This window comes from Desulforamulus ruminis DSM 2154, assembly GCF_000215085.1.
Lineage (GTDB): Bacteria > Bacillota > Desulfotomaculia > Desulfotomaculales > Desulfotomaculaceae > Desulfotomaculum > Desulfotomaculum ruminis.
The window spans coordinates 3,067,287-3,083,942 of the sequence record NC_015589.1; the positions used below are offsets into that span (position 1 = coordinate 3,067,287).

Consider the following 16,656-nt stretch of genomic DNA (forward strand, 5'->3'; position numbering starts at 1 on the left):
CTTATTTATTTTTTATAGATGGAATAATAGTCTCAGTCATGGATTGTCCTAAAAGAAGATAATAGCTTGTTTGAACCTCGTCAAGGCAAATGTTATCACCTAAATTTATTCCTAATCGTCCTATTTCAGCTACTAATTTTCGAACCTTCTCATTTCCTTCAATATCATAAGCAAAGCTTTTATCTCTTATTTTATTATATAGCTCTGGTAAATCTCTTCCTTTTAATGTAAGCCGCTTTAACCAAGTCAGCGCATTGGCACCAACATTAACACCCTTTGCTCCCTGTACCTGCAATACTTTACCGTATAATACACCTAATAAGAAAGCATAAGCTTTATCAGGACTATCAATGCCGCTTTCCGGGCCAAAATAAGGTCTAAGTTCCAGCATTGTTGGTTCAAAATAAGAAGTTTCCATTCTAAATATCCCTACCTTTTTAAAGTAATACAACCACCAGTTTACATATTTTATCCAACCCGCTGCTGTCAAATATGGACCCTTTTTACCCAAACCCTCATATAATAGTCCATATTGCCCGTCAGTTTTTTCAATAGCCTCCAGCCAATACCAACGTGCTGTAAGCAAAAATTCACCCCAAAATCTGTCCTTTTCCATCAAGTTTCCATGATAAACGTTCTCAGCTAATAACCGTTTTAATTGAAATAACCGTTGACTGGCATTGACACTTTTGGCCCTTTTCCCGCCGGGTCGTTTAAAAAGAGGTTTTAATGCTTGTAATGATAATTTTGGTGTTAAATTAATTTTTGAGTTATCTAGCTGGATAGCTGGAAACAATGCATGTTTCCAAAACAGGGATTCTGTATTAATCTCTGAGAGTTCGCGTAATCGGCTAGGTAACACGTGCTCTATTGTTCCAACAACATTTTCAATGTTTTGTCCAATATCCACCCACAATATCGATAAGTTTAAAATGCTTTTTTCCTCTTTTAACATATCAAGCAGCCAATCTTCATCGAAAGTAACATTGTCGCCCATAGATTGTATATAACGTGTAACCTGCTCTAATACTTCAATCCGTGTTTCTGGCAGTGTACCAGGTAAAAATATCGGTACTACAAGAGCATTTTCACCAGCAATCTTTGCTGTGTAAGGTATTTTGTCCTTTTGGGGACCTCTCTTTTTTAAAACATGGTTTTTATAGATATATAATAGATCCGCGCATGCTCCGCACAAACTATACCCTTTCCAGGCTTGTTTTACATCAATACCCGGAAAAGCGCCCGCTCTGTCAGGATTTTTTATATTGATTCCCGCCCCTTTTAATCCATTGGGAAACACTAAAACATTCGATGTATTGCATAAGTAACACATCTGGTTTTCCTTGGCTGGTGAGCTAGATGTAACATACCGCTCCCCTGCTAACTTTTCTTTTAATAAATACTTAATATATACAAGTTGTTCACCAGGGTATTTTCCATCAGGTGTTTTAATAGTAAGAAAAACTGTGCCAGATTGTGGGCCAATCTTATCAACTACACAAGCTAGTAAATTTTTATATTTATTTTCTGCCCAATCTACCTTCGTCCCATCTAAAAATTTGATTTCTTTATACTCTAATAACATAATAATGTCTTGAAAATACCGACTCCAGGGTTTTTTCGAATCTGCAATCTCCTTAAAATAATTAATTGTTGTTTCTAAGATTTTTTCTGAAGGTCCAGCTCCTTTATCTTTACTATAACTACGCTTTATTACTGGACCTACTTGGGCACTCTGGGAGCCAGAAGGTTTAATAAATGGTAGTTTGTCCGCTGTACAACCGCTAGCACTATTGCTTACAGTTACGTCTTGTACTGAAACACTGACAACATCTTCCGCATCTTTTTCTATTACATATACTTTTTCAATTCTTCCACTGTCTTCTACAAGAAGAGAAAATAATTTATGTGGCTCGTTGTTACGTAAGGACAAATACCAGTTTTCAGGATCCACAGGAATATTTGTATTACAAAGTTCCTGCACTAGATAATCCAACCCCAAGGTCCGCATACCTACAAGCAAGTTACCAACCTCCTCTCAAAATTGTTCATTTCCACTCACTACCATCTCCACACAGCCAAATCCCTGAGCGTTCTTCCCTCCCAGTCCCCCGTCCACCGCCATCTGCAGCAGTTCCGTGGGCCCGGTCAGTTCCATCAGGCCGGAGTAGCCTTTGATAATGGTTCCTTTGTAGTTGACCAGGTTCATCTTTAGATTGCCGGTTTTTCTTACCTTGACTTCCCCGGGCGGGGCTTCCCGGTTGAAAAAGGCCTGGTATTTCTTGCGCAGGTTGTTCTCAATCAGCCCGCTATAATCCGGGTCTCCGGGCTGAAAGTAGCAGGTGTATTTCCGTCCGTCCAGCCGGCGCATGGTGCTGTAGGCTACCACCGGGGATAGGGTTCTCAGGAGTACCTTTTCTCCCCGTACGGTGAACTGCCGGACGGTGACGGCTTTGACTTCCGCAAAGTGGCTGCCCAGCCGGATTTGTCCCCGGGTCAGGAACCCGTTGGCAATGGACTGGCAGAAATCGTTTACCGGGGAGGAAAGGGTCAGGCTCACATCCCCGGTGAACCGGAGGGTGTTTTTGTCCCGATTGGCCTCAAACCGTCCGCTTACTCTGGAGAATGTAAACAGCTTAAACCTGCGGCTGCCGCTTTCATAGCCTTTATCATGCAGAAAAACCGCCAGTTCCGGATCAATGGTTCCGTATACTGCGGCTTGTACTAAATGATTATAGTGAACCGGCAATTCCAGTTCTTTTTGTGGGGTCAGGGTAATAAACAGGTGCATCCTTGATCACCATCCGGGAATGAATTTTCTTTCGTATGATACCAATATCAATGGTAAGGATATTTTAGACAAATACTTCAAAACCTCTCCTTATTTTATCAAAATATTGAGTCAGAAAAGCTAAAAACGTGTCGAACGGTAAAATAATTATAATGCAAAAGGGAAGCACTCCCGGAGAATGCTTCCCTTTGATTTACACTATTTTTTCAATCCGAACCGCACAAATTTTAAATTCCGGTATTTTGGATACCGGGCAATGGGCCGGGTTGGTCAGCTTGTTGATGGCCGCCTCCGGGAAATGGAAGGAGGCAAAGACCATGCCTTGGGGGACTGTTGCCGATATATTTACCGACATTTGCACTTCTCCCCGCCGGGAGATCACCCGCACCTTGTCCCCGGTGCACAAATCCAGGGCTTCGGCGTCGCCGGCATGGATGTCCAGTTTCTCCGACCCGCAGACTTCAACCAGACCGGTGCGCAGGGTCATGGTGCCGGTGTGGTAGTGCTGTAGGCGCCGTCCTGTGTTGAGCAGCAGCGGGTACTGGGGGTCCGGCAGTTCTGCGGGGGGCAGATATTGCACCGGGTGAAATTTGCCTTTCCCCCTGCTAAAGGTTTCTTTATGCAGGTAAGGGGTACCGGAATGTTCCCTGGAGGTACAGGGCCATTGGATGCCTCCCTGTTCCAGGCGGTCATGGGTGATTCCTCCGTAGGATGGCGTCAGAGAGGCCATTTCTTCAAAGATTTCCCGGGGGCTGTTGTAGTTCATAGGATAACCCAGGGCGGCGGACAGGGAACAGAGAATTTCCCAGTCCGCCTTGGCGCCGTTGACCGGTTCAACCGCCTTCCTTACCCGCTGCACCCTGCGTTCGGTGTTGGTAAAGGTCCCGTCCTTCTCGGCAAAACTGGCCGCCGGGAGGATGACGTCCGCCAGCTTTGCGGTTTCCGTCAGGAAAAGATCCTGCACCACTAGAAAATCCAGGTTCTTTAGCGCCTTTTCCACGTGATTGGCGTCGGCATCCGACAGCACCGGATTTTCCCCGGCAATGTACATGGCTTTGATTTTTCCTTGGGAAGCAGCCTCTATCATTTCCGTTGCCGTCAGTCCGGGCTTGCCGTCCAGAGAAACACCCCAGGCCCGGCTGAACTTGCGGCGGCATTCTTCATCCGTTACCGGTTGGTAGCCGGTAAATACATTGGGCAGGGCTCCCATGTCACAGGCTCCCTGGACGTTATTCTGGCCCCGCAGGGGGTTGATGCCCGTTGAGGGCTGGCCGATCTGCCCGCAGAGAAGCACCAGATTAGCCGCTGCCAGAACATTATCGGTGCCGCTGACATGCTGGGTTAAACCCATGGTATATAAAAGGGAGGCTTTTTCCGCCCGGGCATAGCCCCGGGCGGTTTCCCGGATGGTTTGGGCGGGAATGCCCGTCACCTCTTCCGCATATTCAGGCGTATATGCCCGGACCCCTTCCCTGAGTTCCTCCAGGCCTTCGCATCGTGCCTGAACGAACTCCCGGTTCCATAGTTCTTCTTCTAAAATAACCTGAACCATACTGTTCAGCAGAGCGATATCGGTACCGGGATGCAGTTGCAGGTGTTGCCCGGCCAGTTCCGCCAGTTCGGTCTTCCGGGGATCCAGCACCACCAGTTGGGCCCCCTGTTGGACCGCCCTGCGGATACGGTGGGCGATGATGGGATGGGCCTCGGTGGTGTTGGTGCCGATGGCCAGGATAAAGTCCGCCCCGGCAATTTCATCAATGGAGTTGGTCATAGCCCCGCTCCCCAGTGCTGCCGCCAGACCGGCGACGGTAGGGGCGTGTCAGAGGCGGGCGCAATGGTCAATATTGTTGGTCCCAATGACCGCCCGGGCCAGTTTATTTAAAAGATAGTTCTCTTCATTGGTGATGCGGGCTGAGGCCAGTATTCCGACGGAGTCACCGCCATGGTTGCTTATGGTTTCTTTAAGCCTCCGGGCGATTTCTTCCAAAGCCTCGTTCCAACCGGCTTCCCGGAGCTGCCCTTCTTTGCGGATCAACGGGCTGGTTAACCGTTCCGGGTGGTGAATAAAGCGGTAGCCAAATCTTCCCTTTACACACAGGTGCTTCCCGTTAATACCCGAGCGGGCGGCGGTTACACCTACAACCCGGCCTTCTTTTACTTGTAAGTTCAGTTGGCAGCCCACGCCGCAGTAAGGGCAGGTGGTGGTAACGGCAGTAAGGTCCCACCTGCGCCCCTGTCCCGCCATTTGTTTTTCTCCCAGGGCTCCCACCGGGCAAACTTCAAGGCAGGAACCGCAAAAAACGCAGTCGGAGTCCTGCAGGCCGCCGTCTAAAGGAGCCGCCACCCGGGCCTGAAAGCCCCGGAAGGCAAAATCCACGGCGCTGCGGCCCACTACTTCTGCGCAAACCCGGACACATTTGCCGCACAGGATGCATTTGTTCATATCCCGGACAATAAAGGGATTGCTGTCATCCAGGGGCAGCGAACGGGCATCCCCCGCAAAGCGGCCCTTGCGCACCCCGTACCGGTAAGCGTAGTCCTGCAGGGCGCAGGCGCCGCATTTTTCACAGGTCATGCAATCCTCCGGGTGATTGGCCAGCAGTAATTCCAGAATGGTGCGCCGGGCCTCCAGAACCCTTGGGGAATCTGTAAAAACTTCCATCCCCGGCCGGATCTCGGTGACGCAGGAGGCAGGCAGGCTGCCCCAGCCGGCCACCTCCACCACGCAGATGCGGCAGCCGCCATAGCGGGACAGTTCCGGGTCGTGACAAAAGGTGGGAATGGCTAAGCCCAGCTTCCCGGCAGCCTCCAGGATGGTGCTTCCTTTAGGCACGGACACAGGCCGGCCATTGATGGTTAATGCAATCTCAGACATTTGGCTCCCCCTCCTAAGACCTTACAACTGCCTTGAATTTACAGCGGGTCAAGCAGCTTCCGCAGCGAATACATTCACTGTGATCAATGACATGGGGCTGTTTTTTCTCCCCGTGGATGGCTTGAACCGGACATATTTTTGTACAGAGGCCGCAGCCCCGGCATTTTTCCTCGTCAATCCGGTAGCTGACCAGTTCGGAACAAACTCCGGCGGGACAGCGCTTGTCCACAATATGGGCCAGGTATTCCTCCCGAAAATATTTCAGGGTGGATAACACCGGGTTGGGACAGGCCTGCCCCAGCCCGCACAGGGAGGTGTTTTTTACCACCCGGCAGAGCCTTTCCAGATTGTCCAGGTCTTCCAGGGTGGCACTGCCCTTGCACATGCGCTCCAGTATTTCCAGCATGCGCTTGGTGCCTTCCCGGCAGGGAGTACACTTGCCGCAGGATTCAGCCTGGGTAAAGGCCAGGAAGAACCGGGCCACATCCACCATGCAGGTCTCTTCATCCATAACCACCATGCCGCCGGACCCGATGGTGGCTCCGGCAGAAGACAGGGAATCAAAGTCCACCGGCAGGTCCAGATGCTGGCGGGTCAGGCATCCCCCGGAGGGGCCCCCCAGTTGGACCGCTTTAAACTCTTTGCCCCCCCGGATGCCCCCGCCGGTTCCAAAAATGATGTCTCTCAGAGGAACGCCCATGGGCACCTCCACCAGGCCGGAGTTGGTTACCGCTCCGCTCAGGGCAAATATTTTGGTGCCGGGGGATCCTTCGGTTCCGATTTTTTTGTATTCTTCCGCTCCCAGGCGAATAATTAAAGGCACATTGGCCAGGGTTTCCACATTGTTCAGGACGGTGGGCTGATTCCACAAGCCCTTCTCGGTGGAACGGGGAGGCTTCACCCGGGGCATTCCCCGGTTGCCCTCAATGGAGGCCTGAAGGGCCGTGCCTTCCCCACACACAAAGGCCCCCGCCCCTTCTTTTAAAATAATGTCAAAATCAAAGCCGGAGTTCAAGATATTGCTTCCCAGCAGGCCATATTCCCGGGCTTGTTGAATGGCTGTCTTCAATCTCCGGATAGCCAGGGGATATTCCGCCCGGCAGTAGATATAACCCATAGCGGCCCCCACAGCATAGCCGGCAATCAGCATTCCTTCCAGTACTGCATGGGGGTCTCCTTCCAGCACCGAGCGGTCCATGAAGGCCCCCGGGTCCCCTTCATCGGCATTACAAATAATAAATTTGCGGGTTCCTTCCGCCTTCCTGGCCGAGGCCCATTTCCTGCCGGTGGGAAACCCGGCTCCGCCCCGCCCCCGCAGTCCTGATTGTTGAATTTCTTCAATCACTTGCTCCGGCGGCAGGCCCTGCAAAACTTTGACCAGGCTATGGTACCCCCCCGCCGCAACATAATCGCCGATTTGTTCGGGATCAATATTGCCGCAGTTGGCCAGCAGCAGCCTGGTTTGCCCGGCATAGAAGGGAATTTCCTGAAAGTGAGGGTAATGAATCCCGGAAGTCGGCTCCTGGAAAGTAAGCCGGTCAATAATTTTTCCTTTAACCAGATGCTCGTCCACAATTTCCTTGGCATCCTCGGGCTGAACCCGGGTATAAAAAACACCCTCGGGTTTGATATGAACAATGGGACCGTTTTCGCAGAAGCCATGACAACTGGTCCTTTTAACCCTGACCGTCCCGGTGAGACCGGCCTTTTCTATTGCCTCTGTCAATTGCTCTGCCAGACGACCGGAACCCGATGAGGTACAGCCGGTTCCGCCGCAGACAATCATTTGCTTTAGACCGTCTTCCCTGTCCACCCTTACCAGACCGGCAAATTGTTCCCTGGCCTCACGGCAGGCTTTATCGGTATGACAAAAGGGACCCATGGTCCGGCATTCCACATACCGCCGGCAGGGGGAGCCGGGACGATGGGTGCACTGCCGGCAGCAGGCTTCCATGATATTCTGCATGTGTTTTCTCGCTCCCTAATCGCAGTTAGCTATTTTTTTCAGGGCCTTTTCCGGGGATAACTGACCCTCGGTCCGGTCATTAATCATGATTACCGGGGCCAAGCCGCAGGCTCCTAGGCAGGCCACCGTTTCCAGAGTAAAACGAAGGTCCCGGGAAGTCTCTCCCGTTTCAATGCCAATGGATCTTTTAATGGCTTCCAGCACCCGGTTCCCGCCCCGTACATGGCAGGCGGTTCCTTGGCATACTTTAATGATGTTGCGGCCCCGGGGCTTTAAATGAAATTGGGAGTAAAAGGTGGCCACCCCGTAGGTCCTGGAAGCGGGTATTTTTAACTGCAAGGATATTTCACGAATCAGTTCCGGTGAAAGGTACCCGTATATTTCCTGGGCTTGCTGCAATACAGGGATTAGAGCTCCTTCGACATCGCGGTATTTTAACAGAAGCTCCGCCAGGCGTTTTTGTTTTTCTTGAGCTTCGTCTAAACAAAGAGTATCATACAAAGTCCAACACCTCCGCCGGGACATGGTTTTTAATCATAAGCTTCATTTTACTACGTTTGCCGGCAAAGTTCCACCCGGAACCATTTTCTGCTCGAAAAAGGGAAGGGCAGCCGGGGCCGCCCTTCCCTTGAATATTTTACTTAATCGTCACGGTTTGTCTCTGTAACGTTGCTTTCCGCTTGATTTTCTGCTTCTAATAGTTCCTGTTCTTTTTCTTCCCGTGCTTTCCGTTTGGCCTTGCGCTTTTTCAACCACTCTACAAGCTTAACAATGCTGACACTCAATTCAAACAACAGGTAAATGGGTGCAGCCATCATCAGGGGGGTAATAATGTCCGGGGAGGGAACCAGCACAGCCCCGGTCACTACAGAAATCAGGAGGGCCATTTTGCGCTTTTTAACCATCCATTTGTGATCAATGACGCCCAACTGGGCCAGAAAAAATACCGCCAGAGGCAGTTCAAAAACTACGCCGAAGGGCAAAATAAACATCATAGCAAAGGAAACATAATTTCCGACGGTCAGCATGGGCAGTAGTTCTTCTCCGCCGAAATGGAGCAGGAACCTAACCCCGATGCTGAAAACAGTATAAAAGGAAAAAAGAACTCCGGCAATAAAGAAAAGATAAGAAACCACCACAAAGATGGTAAAGTAAACCTTCTCGGTTTTTCGCAGGGCCGGCATGATAAAACTCCAGAACTGCCACAAGGTTACCGGCAGCGCCACCAGAAAACCCAGGAAAACAGAAAGTTTAATTTTGGTCATTAAAGCTTCCATAATGCCGATATAGTGCATTTTATTGCCGGTGCTTGTTACCGGCTGAAGAATGATTTCCAGAATAAAGTCGCTGAAAAACCAGCATACCCCCGCCATCACAATGGTGGCGGCCAGGGAAATGATCAGCACCCGGCGGAGTTCCTCCAGGTGCTCCATCATCGTCTGGTCTTTTTCTTCCTCCTGGACCAAGTGATTACCCCCTTCTGCTGCGAGATGAAACCGGTCTTTTAAACCTGCTGCCTTTTATCGCCCCGCTGATAACCTTCAGCCTGGGCCAGGCGATCCAAGTTGACGGTGGCTAAATCCTCGCAAAACAGATCGACTTCTCCGCAGATCCTCTCGTCCACTGTTTTTAAATAGCTTTTACAGTGATCGCAAAGGTATACCCGGTATTGATTTTTTTCGTCCGCGGAAATAAAGGTTGCCTGAGAGGCGTTTTCATCCTGGCAGTAGGGGCAACCCAGTCTTTTATAGCGCCATTGGGTTTCACAGCGCCCGCAATAAAGCTTGCGAATCCCTTCCTTCCCTGCCAGCTTGGCCATAGTCGGTTGGTCTCCGCACACGGGACAGTGGCTGCCTGTCCAATTCTGAAAATCCAATTGTTTTGCCACCTGCTGGCCGTACTCCTGCAGCAGGGGCTTAAAGGTGTTGAGGGCAAGAAAGTCCAACAATTCCAGGGGGATACCGAGCTCCCTGGCCCAGTTCGCTTTATTGCCGCCAATATGCAACAGGGAGTGAATCAGTTCTTTTCTCTGTTCCCCGCCTAGGGATTCCAGGTTTTGCAGAAATTCCTCCGGCAGAGGCCGGGGACCGGCCTGCCATTTCCGGCAGGCCCGGGCCACAGCGTAAAAACGATGGAACATCTTCTCCAAGTTCATTTCCGGCGGGGCAATCTCAAGCATTGCCTTTCCCTGTTCCCACAGGTTTTTTTGCCGGGAATCCAACTCCCTGTTCCACTCTAATGTTTCCGATGCATTCTCTAGATCCAGTATTTCCAGATAAAAGTTTGCCAGATTTTCTGCATTGTCAGAGATATTCTCCATTAGAGCAGCTCCTTTAAATCTCTTTTAAACGGATGTCTAGTGGTGTTCCTCATGCTCGAGAACATTAAAGTTCTCAACCACAAAGCAGTAGACCAGGCATCCAATAGCCACCAGGCCAATACTGACCGCCCATTCCATGATGGAGGGGAAGTACCAGCCGCCCAGGGCCGCGGACATACCGGTAAATACAACGTTCATACGGTTTAGGATTAAGCCGCCGCTCACCAGGGCTCCGAAGGTAATCAACCCTTTACGGGTAGAACTTAGTCCGCTGAAAGCAATGACGATGGGTACAATAATCCCCAGAACCATTTCAATCAGGAACATGTTTCCTTCTAAGTTGCCCTTGAAGACCAGCCCTAATACGCCCCGGTTGATCAGGTCGTAAATCTTCAGACACAGGTAGATCACCATAAAGGTGCCGGAAATCCGGACCAACCCGCGCAGTACCGGGATGGGAACCTGATGATTGTAGGCCCTGCCTGCCAGAGCGGTTTCAACGCAGATCATGGCGGGACCCACAAAGAAAGAGGACATCAGGAAGAACAACGGAATCATGGTTGACCACCACAGGGGATAAAGTTTATCCACCATAATCAGATACAGTCCGCCCAGGGAGGACTGGTGCAGGGTGGGGAAGATAATCCCGATGATCATCAGCACCGGCAGAGCCTTTTTAAAGAGATTGTGGTACCGGGTGCCCACCTTTTCGGTGACGATCTCGCCAAACTCCAGCACCTGCACGGTAGTGTAGCAGGACACGCACCAGAAAACTTCAAACAAGACCGAGGCATGGCCCCAGGATACAAAGGGACGCCAGAAGTTAAACCACTGGCCGATATCCAGGAACAGGCCGGCCATAACCAGCAGATAACCCAGCAGCGAGGTCAGCATGGCGCTGCGGGCGATGGAATGGTACTTGCCCCGGTGCAGCACATGCACAATGAGGGCCGTGCCATAACCGCCGCCGGCCAGGGCCACCCCGGTCAAAACGTCAAATCCGATCCAGAGACCCCAGGGCCACTGGTCGTTCAGGTTGGTGCTGGTGCCCAAGCCGGTGGCCAGGCGATAGAGCATCACCGCCACGCAAAGGCCGGCCAGCAGCAATAAAAATTTGCGAGTGTTGGTCATTTTAAACCGCCACTTATATTCCGTAACTTCTTTTAATACTCCTTTAATTGCCGTCATCTTTTTCCCCCCAATAACCTTTTTTGTTGGCTTTCGTTACCCATTGACTACATGTGAACATCTTGGCCGTTTTCCTTGGCAATCTGTTCACGCCGCTTGGTGTAGTGGTACATCACGGTCAGCAAAGTGCCCCAACCAACGGCAATAATGGGTGTCCATTTAAGAAAGTTATGGGAGTATTCGGGCAACGGCCTGGTTCCCAGGTTGGGACGGAAACCAAAGGTTTCAAAGGGTACGTCGGAAATGTACAACCAGGCTGTACCTCCGGCCTCTTTTTCGCCTAGGACCTTTTTAAGATACTTGGGGTTGCTGTTTATTCTGGCCCAGGCCTCTTTTAACAGTTCATCCCGTTCGCCATATTTCATGGCTCCCGTAGGGCAGGTTTCCACGCAGGCAGGCCCCAGGCCGTATCCCAGACGGTCATACTTGCCATTGGGATCGAAACAAAACTGGCACTTGGAAACCAGAGGGAAGGTTTTATCCCACTGGTATTTGGGAACGTCAAAGGGGCAGGCCAGCATGCAGTAGCGGCAGCCCACACACAGGTGAGGGTAATAAACCACCGCGCCGGTCTTGGGGTCCCGCTGCAGGGCCTTGGCAAAGCAGGCCGAAGCGCAGGCGGGATGCTCGCAGTGCATGCACTGCCGCTTGGCGGATCTCATGGTGTAATCATTTTCAGCCTTCACCACTTCAATGCGCACGGTGGTGTAGGTATAGCCGTTCATATCCGGCGGGCTGGTCAGGCCGTCTTTAAATTCAGGGTTGCTGGAAGGAAGGTCGTTCCACTGCTTGCAGGCAACCTGGCAGGCTTTACACCCCATGCATCGAGTAATATCAACGAGTACGCCCTTCGCCATTTACGACACCTCCCTGCCGGCCTTCTTAATATTGCAGAGGAAGGCCTTATATTCCGGAATACTGGTGTTGGGATCGCCCACACTGGGCGTCAGGTCGTTGGCTGTAGCGCCTTTGGCAATACCCATATAACCGAAGCACCAAGGCATGCCAATTACTTCAACCTCTTTCCCTTCCACATTTAAGGGCACACATACGCCGGAGACGGAAACTTTACAGGTAATCTTGCCCCGGACGGTTTCGATGACCACATCATCCCCGGTCTTAACCCCGATTTGCTGGGCCAGTTTGGGGGAGATATTGGCAAACATGTGGGCGGATATTTCCGCCAGGGAGGGGCAGTTACGGGTAACCGCACCGCTCTGATAGTGCTCAATGACCCGGTGGGTAGTGCCCACATAGGGAAATTCTTTACTGCCGGTTTCCGCAATTTTGCTGAAGTCCCCTTTAAAGCGGACGGTTAAAGGCATATTTTGCTGTCTGGAAACAAGATTCTTAACCGGACTTTCAATGGGCTCGTAGTGTTCGGGCAGGGGCCCGTCAACCACTCCCTTAACGGCGAAAAGCCTGGCGTGCTCCTCTTCCAGCATGAGGAAAGGAACGGTTTTATCCGGCGGTACCGGAATCGGCTTGCCATTGGGTTCCGGAGCCGGGTCTGAGGCTTTAAAGTCCGGCACATCCTCGGTAATCCACTGGCCCTGCAGAGCATCCCATTTAATGGGCGCCTTCTTGGGGTTCCAGGGGTTGCCCGCAGCATCCATGGAGCAACGGTTATAAACAATACGGCGGTTAGCCGGCCAAGCAAAGGCGAATTGCGGGAAAAGCCCCAGCCCGCTTTTGTCCTTCAACAGGCGACGCTTGGCAGCCACGGTTTTGGCCTCTTTATCTTCCGCCCAGTAACCGCTGTGTATCCAGCAGCCGCAAGCGGTGGAACCATCGGCGGTCAGCTTGGCAAAGCCCGGCAATACCTGGCCGGTGGCAACGTCATAACCGTTAATTTCCACCGCCACTTGATCAATGTTGGGTTCGTCCTCACCAGGTATGTCATAGTTCCAGACCATGTTCCGGATGGGTTCCGGGAACTTGCCGCCGCTTTGATACTCTTTTTTCACCGCTTTAAACAACCGGTCGGCAATCCAGAGATCGCTCTTGGCTTCACCCGGAGGGTTCACTGCCTTGTAGCGGAACTGCAGCCAACGGCCGCTGTTAATGACCGTGCCTTCTTTTTCATAGGACATGGCTGCCGGGAAGAAGAATACCTCGGTTTGAATCTTGGCGGGATCCGCTTCCGGCCGGTGCCAGAAAGCCGCGGTCTCGGTTTCAAACAAGTCCACTGCAACCAGCCAGTCCAGTTTTTCCATGGCTTTGCGGCCCTGGAAGGCGGACGGTCCGCCCACTGCGGGATTCTGGCCCCAGGCGATCATGCCCTTGATATTTCCCTGGGACATTTCCGAGAAAATACCCATATGGGAACGCTCCTTGCCGTCGTGCTTGGGCACCCAATCGAAACAAAAATCGTTTTCTTTAGTGGCTTTATTACCATACCAGGCCTTTAACATGCTGATCAAAAATTTTCCCCGGTTGGACCAGAAGCTGGTTTTGGGGACATCTTTGTCCAGATAATCCTGCAGCTTGGTATGTTTACTGGCATAAATCATCGGGTTATAGCCGGGCAGCAGGTGGTTCAACATGGCAAAATCGGTGGAACCCTGAACATTGGATTCACCCCGTTGGGCATTTACACCGCCCCCGGGAATTCCGATATTGCCCAGCAGCAACTGCAGAACGCAAAGAACCCGGCAGTTTTGGGAACCATAGGTATGCTGGGTAATGCCCATGGCATAAATCACATTGCCGGCTTTGTCCGGTTTCCCGGTGGAAGCAAACAACTGGCAGGCCTTTTGGAAAGTCTCTTCCGGCATACCGGTAATCTTGCAAACGGTCTTCATATCATAACGGCTGACATGCTTTTTCAGGATTTGAAAAACGCAGTTGGGATCCTGCAAGGTGGGGTCCTTTTTAATGTTTTCTTTCTTCAGGCCGTCCTTGGCCAGGTCCCCTCCCTCCATCTGGTACATCCAGGTATCTAATTTATAACTCTTTTTGCCATTGGTTTCCACAAGGCCCGAAAAAACACCCTCTTCAAACTTGTATTCCGGGTTCACCAAATAGCTGGCATTGGTATAATTCAGCACATAATCCTTAAAATACAGATCCTTTTCAATTATATAGTTAATCATTCCGTTAATAAAAGCAATGTCGGTACCGGGACGCAGGCGGGCGTGGATATCGCTCAGACCGGCCGATTTGGTCAGTCTGGGATCCGCAACAATCAGCTTAGCCCCCTTGTCCTTAGCCTTCATAATCCATTTCATGGCCTGCGGGTGGTTTTCCGCAGAGTTGGAACCAATCATTAAAAATACATCGGTATTTTTAAAATCAATGAAATGGTTGGTCATAACACCCCGTCCAAAAGAAGCAGCCAGACCGGCTACCGTGGAGGAGTGTCAGAGACGGGCGTGGTGCTCAATATTCAGGAGCCCCCAGGATCGAAACATTTTGTGCAGCAGGTAGTTTTCTTCATTATCCAGGGAGGCGCTGCCAAAGGTAGCGATGCCCGTGGACCGGTTCACCACAACACCCTTTTCATCCCTTTCCTGAAAGGACTCGTCCCGGGTTTTTTTCACCCGCTTGGCAACCTCCGAAAGGGCCCAATCCCAGTCTTTTTCTACCCATTCGGTAGAACCGGGGGCCCTGTAGAGAGGCTTGGTCACCCGCAGTCTGTTGATAACGCGGTCGCCTTTCTTTTCAATGGTATTGTAGGTGTCAATAATAGCATTGCCTTTGGAGCAAATGGAGCCTTCATTAATGGGGTGATCCGGGTCTCCTTCACAATAAACAATCTTGTTGTCACTGTTGGAGTATAGAATAATCCCGCAACCACAGCCGCAAAAGGCACAAACGGTATAGGTTTCTTTTACCCTTCTGATTTTAGAGGGTAATTTCTCTCCGGAGAATTTCTCGTGGGACTCTTCCGCCAAAGCAGGCTGGGCCAACAAAGTTAGGCCCGCAGTCCCCAAGCTAATATTTTTTAAAAAATCGCGCCTGTTCATTTTCCTCATGTAACTTTAACCCCCTCGGTTTACCGGGTTTCTTTCTAACCGGGTTAAGATGGTTTCTCTGTAGGTTCTTCTTTGGTAGCTTGAGCAGCTTTCTCTCTTTTCTCTTCCTGCTCAAAGGTTCCCGAGGTTGCCCGTCTGAACTCGTTTATGGTTTTACCCATTGCTTTGCCCACTTCCGGCAGTTTCCCGGGCCCAAAAATGATTAAGACCACAATCAAGATTAACAGTAGATGTGTTGGTTGAAATAGTCCCTCGAAGAAGATATTCACTCCCCTTTCTAAAAAATTTTATTTTCACTTGGCTTGGTGAAAGTTAGCACAGAGCTGCCAAGTGATTTATAAATGAATCATGTCTTCATTATGCCAAAGAACCCGCTAGCTTGGCAACTGTTATATATTCTTAATTTCAGAAAATTTAAATAAAAACCTTGTATTTCTTGGAAAATCTTCTTATTATAAAAGTTTGTACCAATTGTTCACAAATCGGTATGCCCCAGAGATTCTTTTTTACCCTCCTTTGCAAAAATTTATACTCCAAGTATAATGATAGTATATTTTTCAGGCAAATTAAAAATACAGGTTGGCCGGTGGATGGTTATCTGCCTTAAATTATGAACATTGTTAAGTTCAAGCTTAACTTATCTTAATATTTTTATTATTATGGACTTTTTTCACGAATGAAATTTTCACTACATAATTTGAATAAACATCCCGTTGAAAGACGTGACAAATATGTATAAAAAAGAACGGTATTCAGCGGTTATCCTGGCCGGTGGCAAAAGCAGCCGCATGAAAACCAACAAAGCCATGTTAAATCTGCACGGTAAATCCCTTTTACAAATTATTGTGGATCAATTGACTCCCTTTTTTGAAGAAATTCTGCTTATCAGTAATGACCCGGACTACTATCGGCAGTTTGGGTTGCCCATCTATGGCGATCTCTTTGCCAACCGTGGACCGCTGGCGGGAATCCATGCAGGCCTTGAACACATCAGCGGTAAAGGGGCCTTTTTTATTGCCTGCGACATGCCCTTTTTCAGCCCCCTCCTGGCCGGTGAACTTTTAGCAGAACTGGGCCAATATCAGGTGGTTGTCCCCCAAAAGGGCCGTTTTTTGCAGCCTCTTCACGCTGCTTACCGCAAGGACTGCCTTCCCTTCATCGAACAAACCCTTTATTCGGAGCGTGCTAAAATCATTTCCTTTTTTGATTTGGTCCAGGTAAAGTATTATGATATGAATCAACACCCGGAGTATAACTGGGACAGAATCTTTTTTAACGTCAATACTCCGGAGGAATATCGGTCCGCCCTGTTATTAAAAGAACAGGGATAAAAAACAATAGAACGCCGATTTTCGCGGATTTAACAGATTTACACGGATTTTTTACTTCTTTTATACAATAACTCTGGGGAAATTGTAATTAAAAATTAAAATCCACGTAAATCCGTATCATCCGTTAACTCCGTGTGCTATTCTTTTTGGATTTAAAAGGGGCTGTTTGCACTAAGCTTCTCGCTTTTCATGTGCAACAGCCCCTACT

General features: G+C 50.0%; 12 protein-coding genes. 1 reads left to right on the forward strand and 11 read right to left on the reverse strand.

The window, feature by feature from the left end; translation table 11 throughout:
* Position 1 precedes the first annotated feature (1 nt).
* The 11 genes from DESRU_RS15175 to tatA all read right to left on the reverse strand — a co-directional run bounded on the left by DESRU_RS15175 (position 2) and on the right by tatA (position 15,386).
* Positions 2 to 2,023, reverse strand: a complete 2,022-nt coding sequence (locus DESRU_RS15175) for a TM1802 family CRISPR-associated protein (protein ID WP_013842965.1) — start codon at positions 2,021 to 2,023, stop codon at positions 2 to 4.
* 15 nt (positions 2,024 to 2,038) lie between these two features.
* Positions 2,039 to 2,791, reverse strand: a complete 753-nt coding sequence (cas6, locus tag DESRU_RS15180; RefSeq protein WP_013842966.1) for a CRISPR-associated endoribonuclease Cas6 — start codon at positions 2,789 to 2,791, stop codon at positions 2,039 to 2,041.
* A gap of 193 nt (positions 2,792 to 2,984) precedes the next feature.
* Positions 2,985 to 5,666, reverse strand: coding sequence for a formate dehydrogenase subunit alpha (fdhF, locus tag DESRU_RS20370; protein WP_081462027.1), 2,682 nt, complete (start codon positions 5,664 to 5,666; stop codon positions 2,985 to 2,987).
* Between the two features lie 13 nt (positions 5,667 to 5,679).
* Positions 5,680 to 7,632 (reverse strand): NADH-quinone oxidoreductase subunit NuoF, encoded by a 1,953-nt coding sequence (gene nuoF, locus DESRU_RS15195; RefSeq protein WP_013842969.1) that lies wholly within the window; start codon positions 7,630 to 7,632, stop codon positions 5,680 to 5,682.
* Positions 7,633 to 7,647: 15 nt separating this feature from the next.
* Entirely contained in the window at positions 7,648 to 8,133 is a 486-nt protein-coding gene (gene nuoE, locus DESRU_RS15200) for an NADH-quinone oxidoreductase subunit NuoE (RefSeq protein WP_013842970.1), read from the reverse strand.
* A 140-nt stretch (positions 8,134 to 8,273) separates the two neighbouring features.
* Positions 8,274 to 9,065, reverse strand: a complete 792-nt coding sequence (gene tatC, locus DESRU_RS15205) for a twin-arginine translocase subunit TatC (protein WP_187290663.1) — start codon at positions 9,063 to 9,065, stop codon at positions 8,274 to 8,276.
* A gap of 71 nt (positions 9,066 to 9,136) precedes the next feature.
* Positions 9,137 to 9,952 carry a formate dehydrogenase accessory protein FdhE gene (locus tag DESRU_RS15210; RefSeq protein WP_013842972.1) on the reverse strand — a complete coding sequence of 272 codons (816 nt, stop codon included), beginning with the start codon at positions 9,950 to 9,952 and terminating at the stop codon, positions 9,137 to 9,139.
* Positions 9,953 to 9,988: 36 nt separating this feature from the next.
* A complete protein-coding gene (gene nrfD, locus DESRU_RS15215) occupies positions 9,989 to 11,140 on the reverse strand; it encodes an NrfD/PsrC family molybdoenzyme membrane anchor subunit (protein WP_013842973.1) in 1,152 nt (383 codons plus the stop codon).
* A gap of 47 nt (positions 11,141 to 11,187) precedes the next feature.
* Entirely contained in the window at positions 11,188 to 11,997 is an 810-nt protein-coding gene (locus tag DESRU_RS15220) for a 4Fe-4S dicluster domain-containing protein (protein WP_013842974.1), read from the reverse strand.
* A complete protein-coding gene (gene fdnG / locus DESRU_RS15225) occupies positions 11,998 to 15,117 on the reverse strand; it encodes a formate dehydrogenase-N subunit alpha (protein ID WP_081462028.1) in 3,120 nt (1,039 codons plus the stop codon). It abuts the gene before it with no gap.
* Positions 15,118 to 15,161: 44 nt separating this feature from the next.
* Positions 15,162 to 15,386, reverse strand: a complete 225-nt coding sequence (gene tatA, locus DESRU_RS15235) for a twin-arginine translocase TatA/TatE family subunit (protein ID WP_041275454.1) — start codon at positions 15,384 to 15,386, stop codon at positions 15,162 to 15,164.
* Between the two features lie 462 nt (positions 15,387 to 15,848).
* Between tatA and mobA the strand changes: the two genes are divergently transcribed.
* Positions 15,849 to 16,448, forward strand: coding sequence for a molybdenum cofactor guanylyltransferase (gene mobA, locus DESRU_RS15240; RefSeq protein WP_013842977.1), 600 nt, complete (start codon positions 15,849 to 15,851; stop codon positions 16,446 to 16,448).
* Positions 16,449 to 16,656 lie beyond the last annotated feature (208 nt).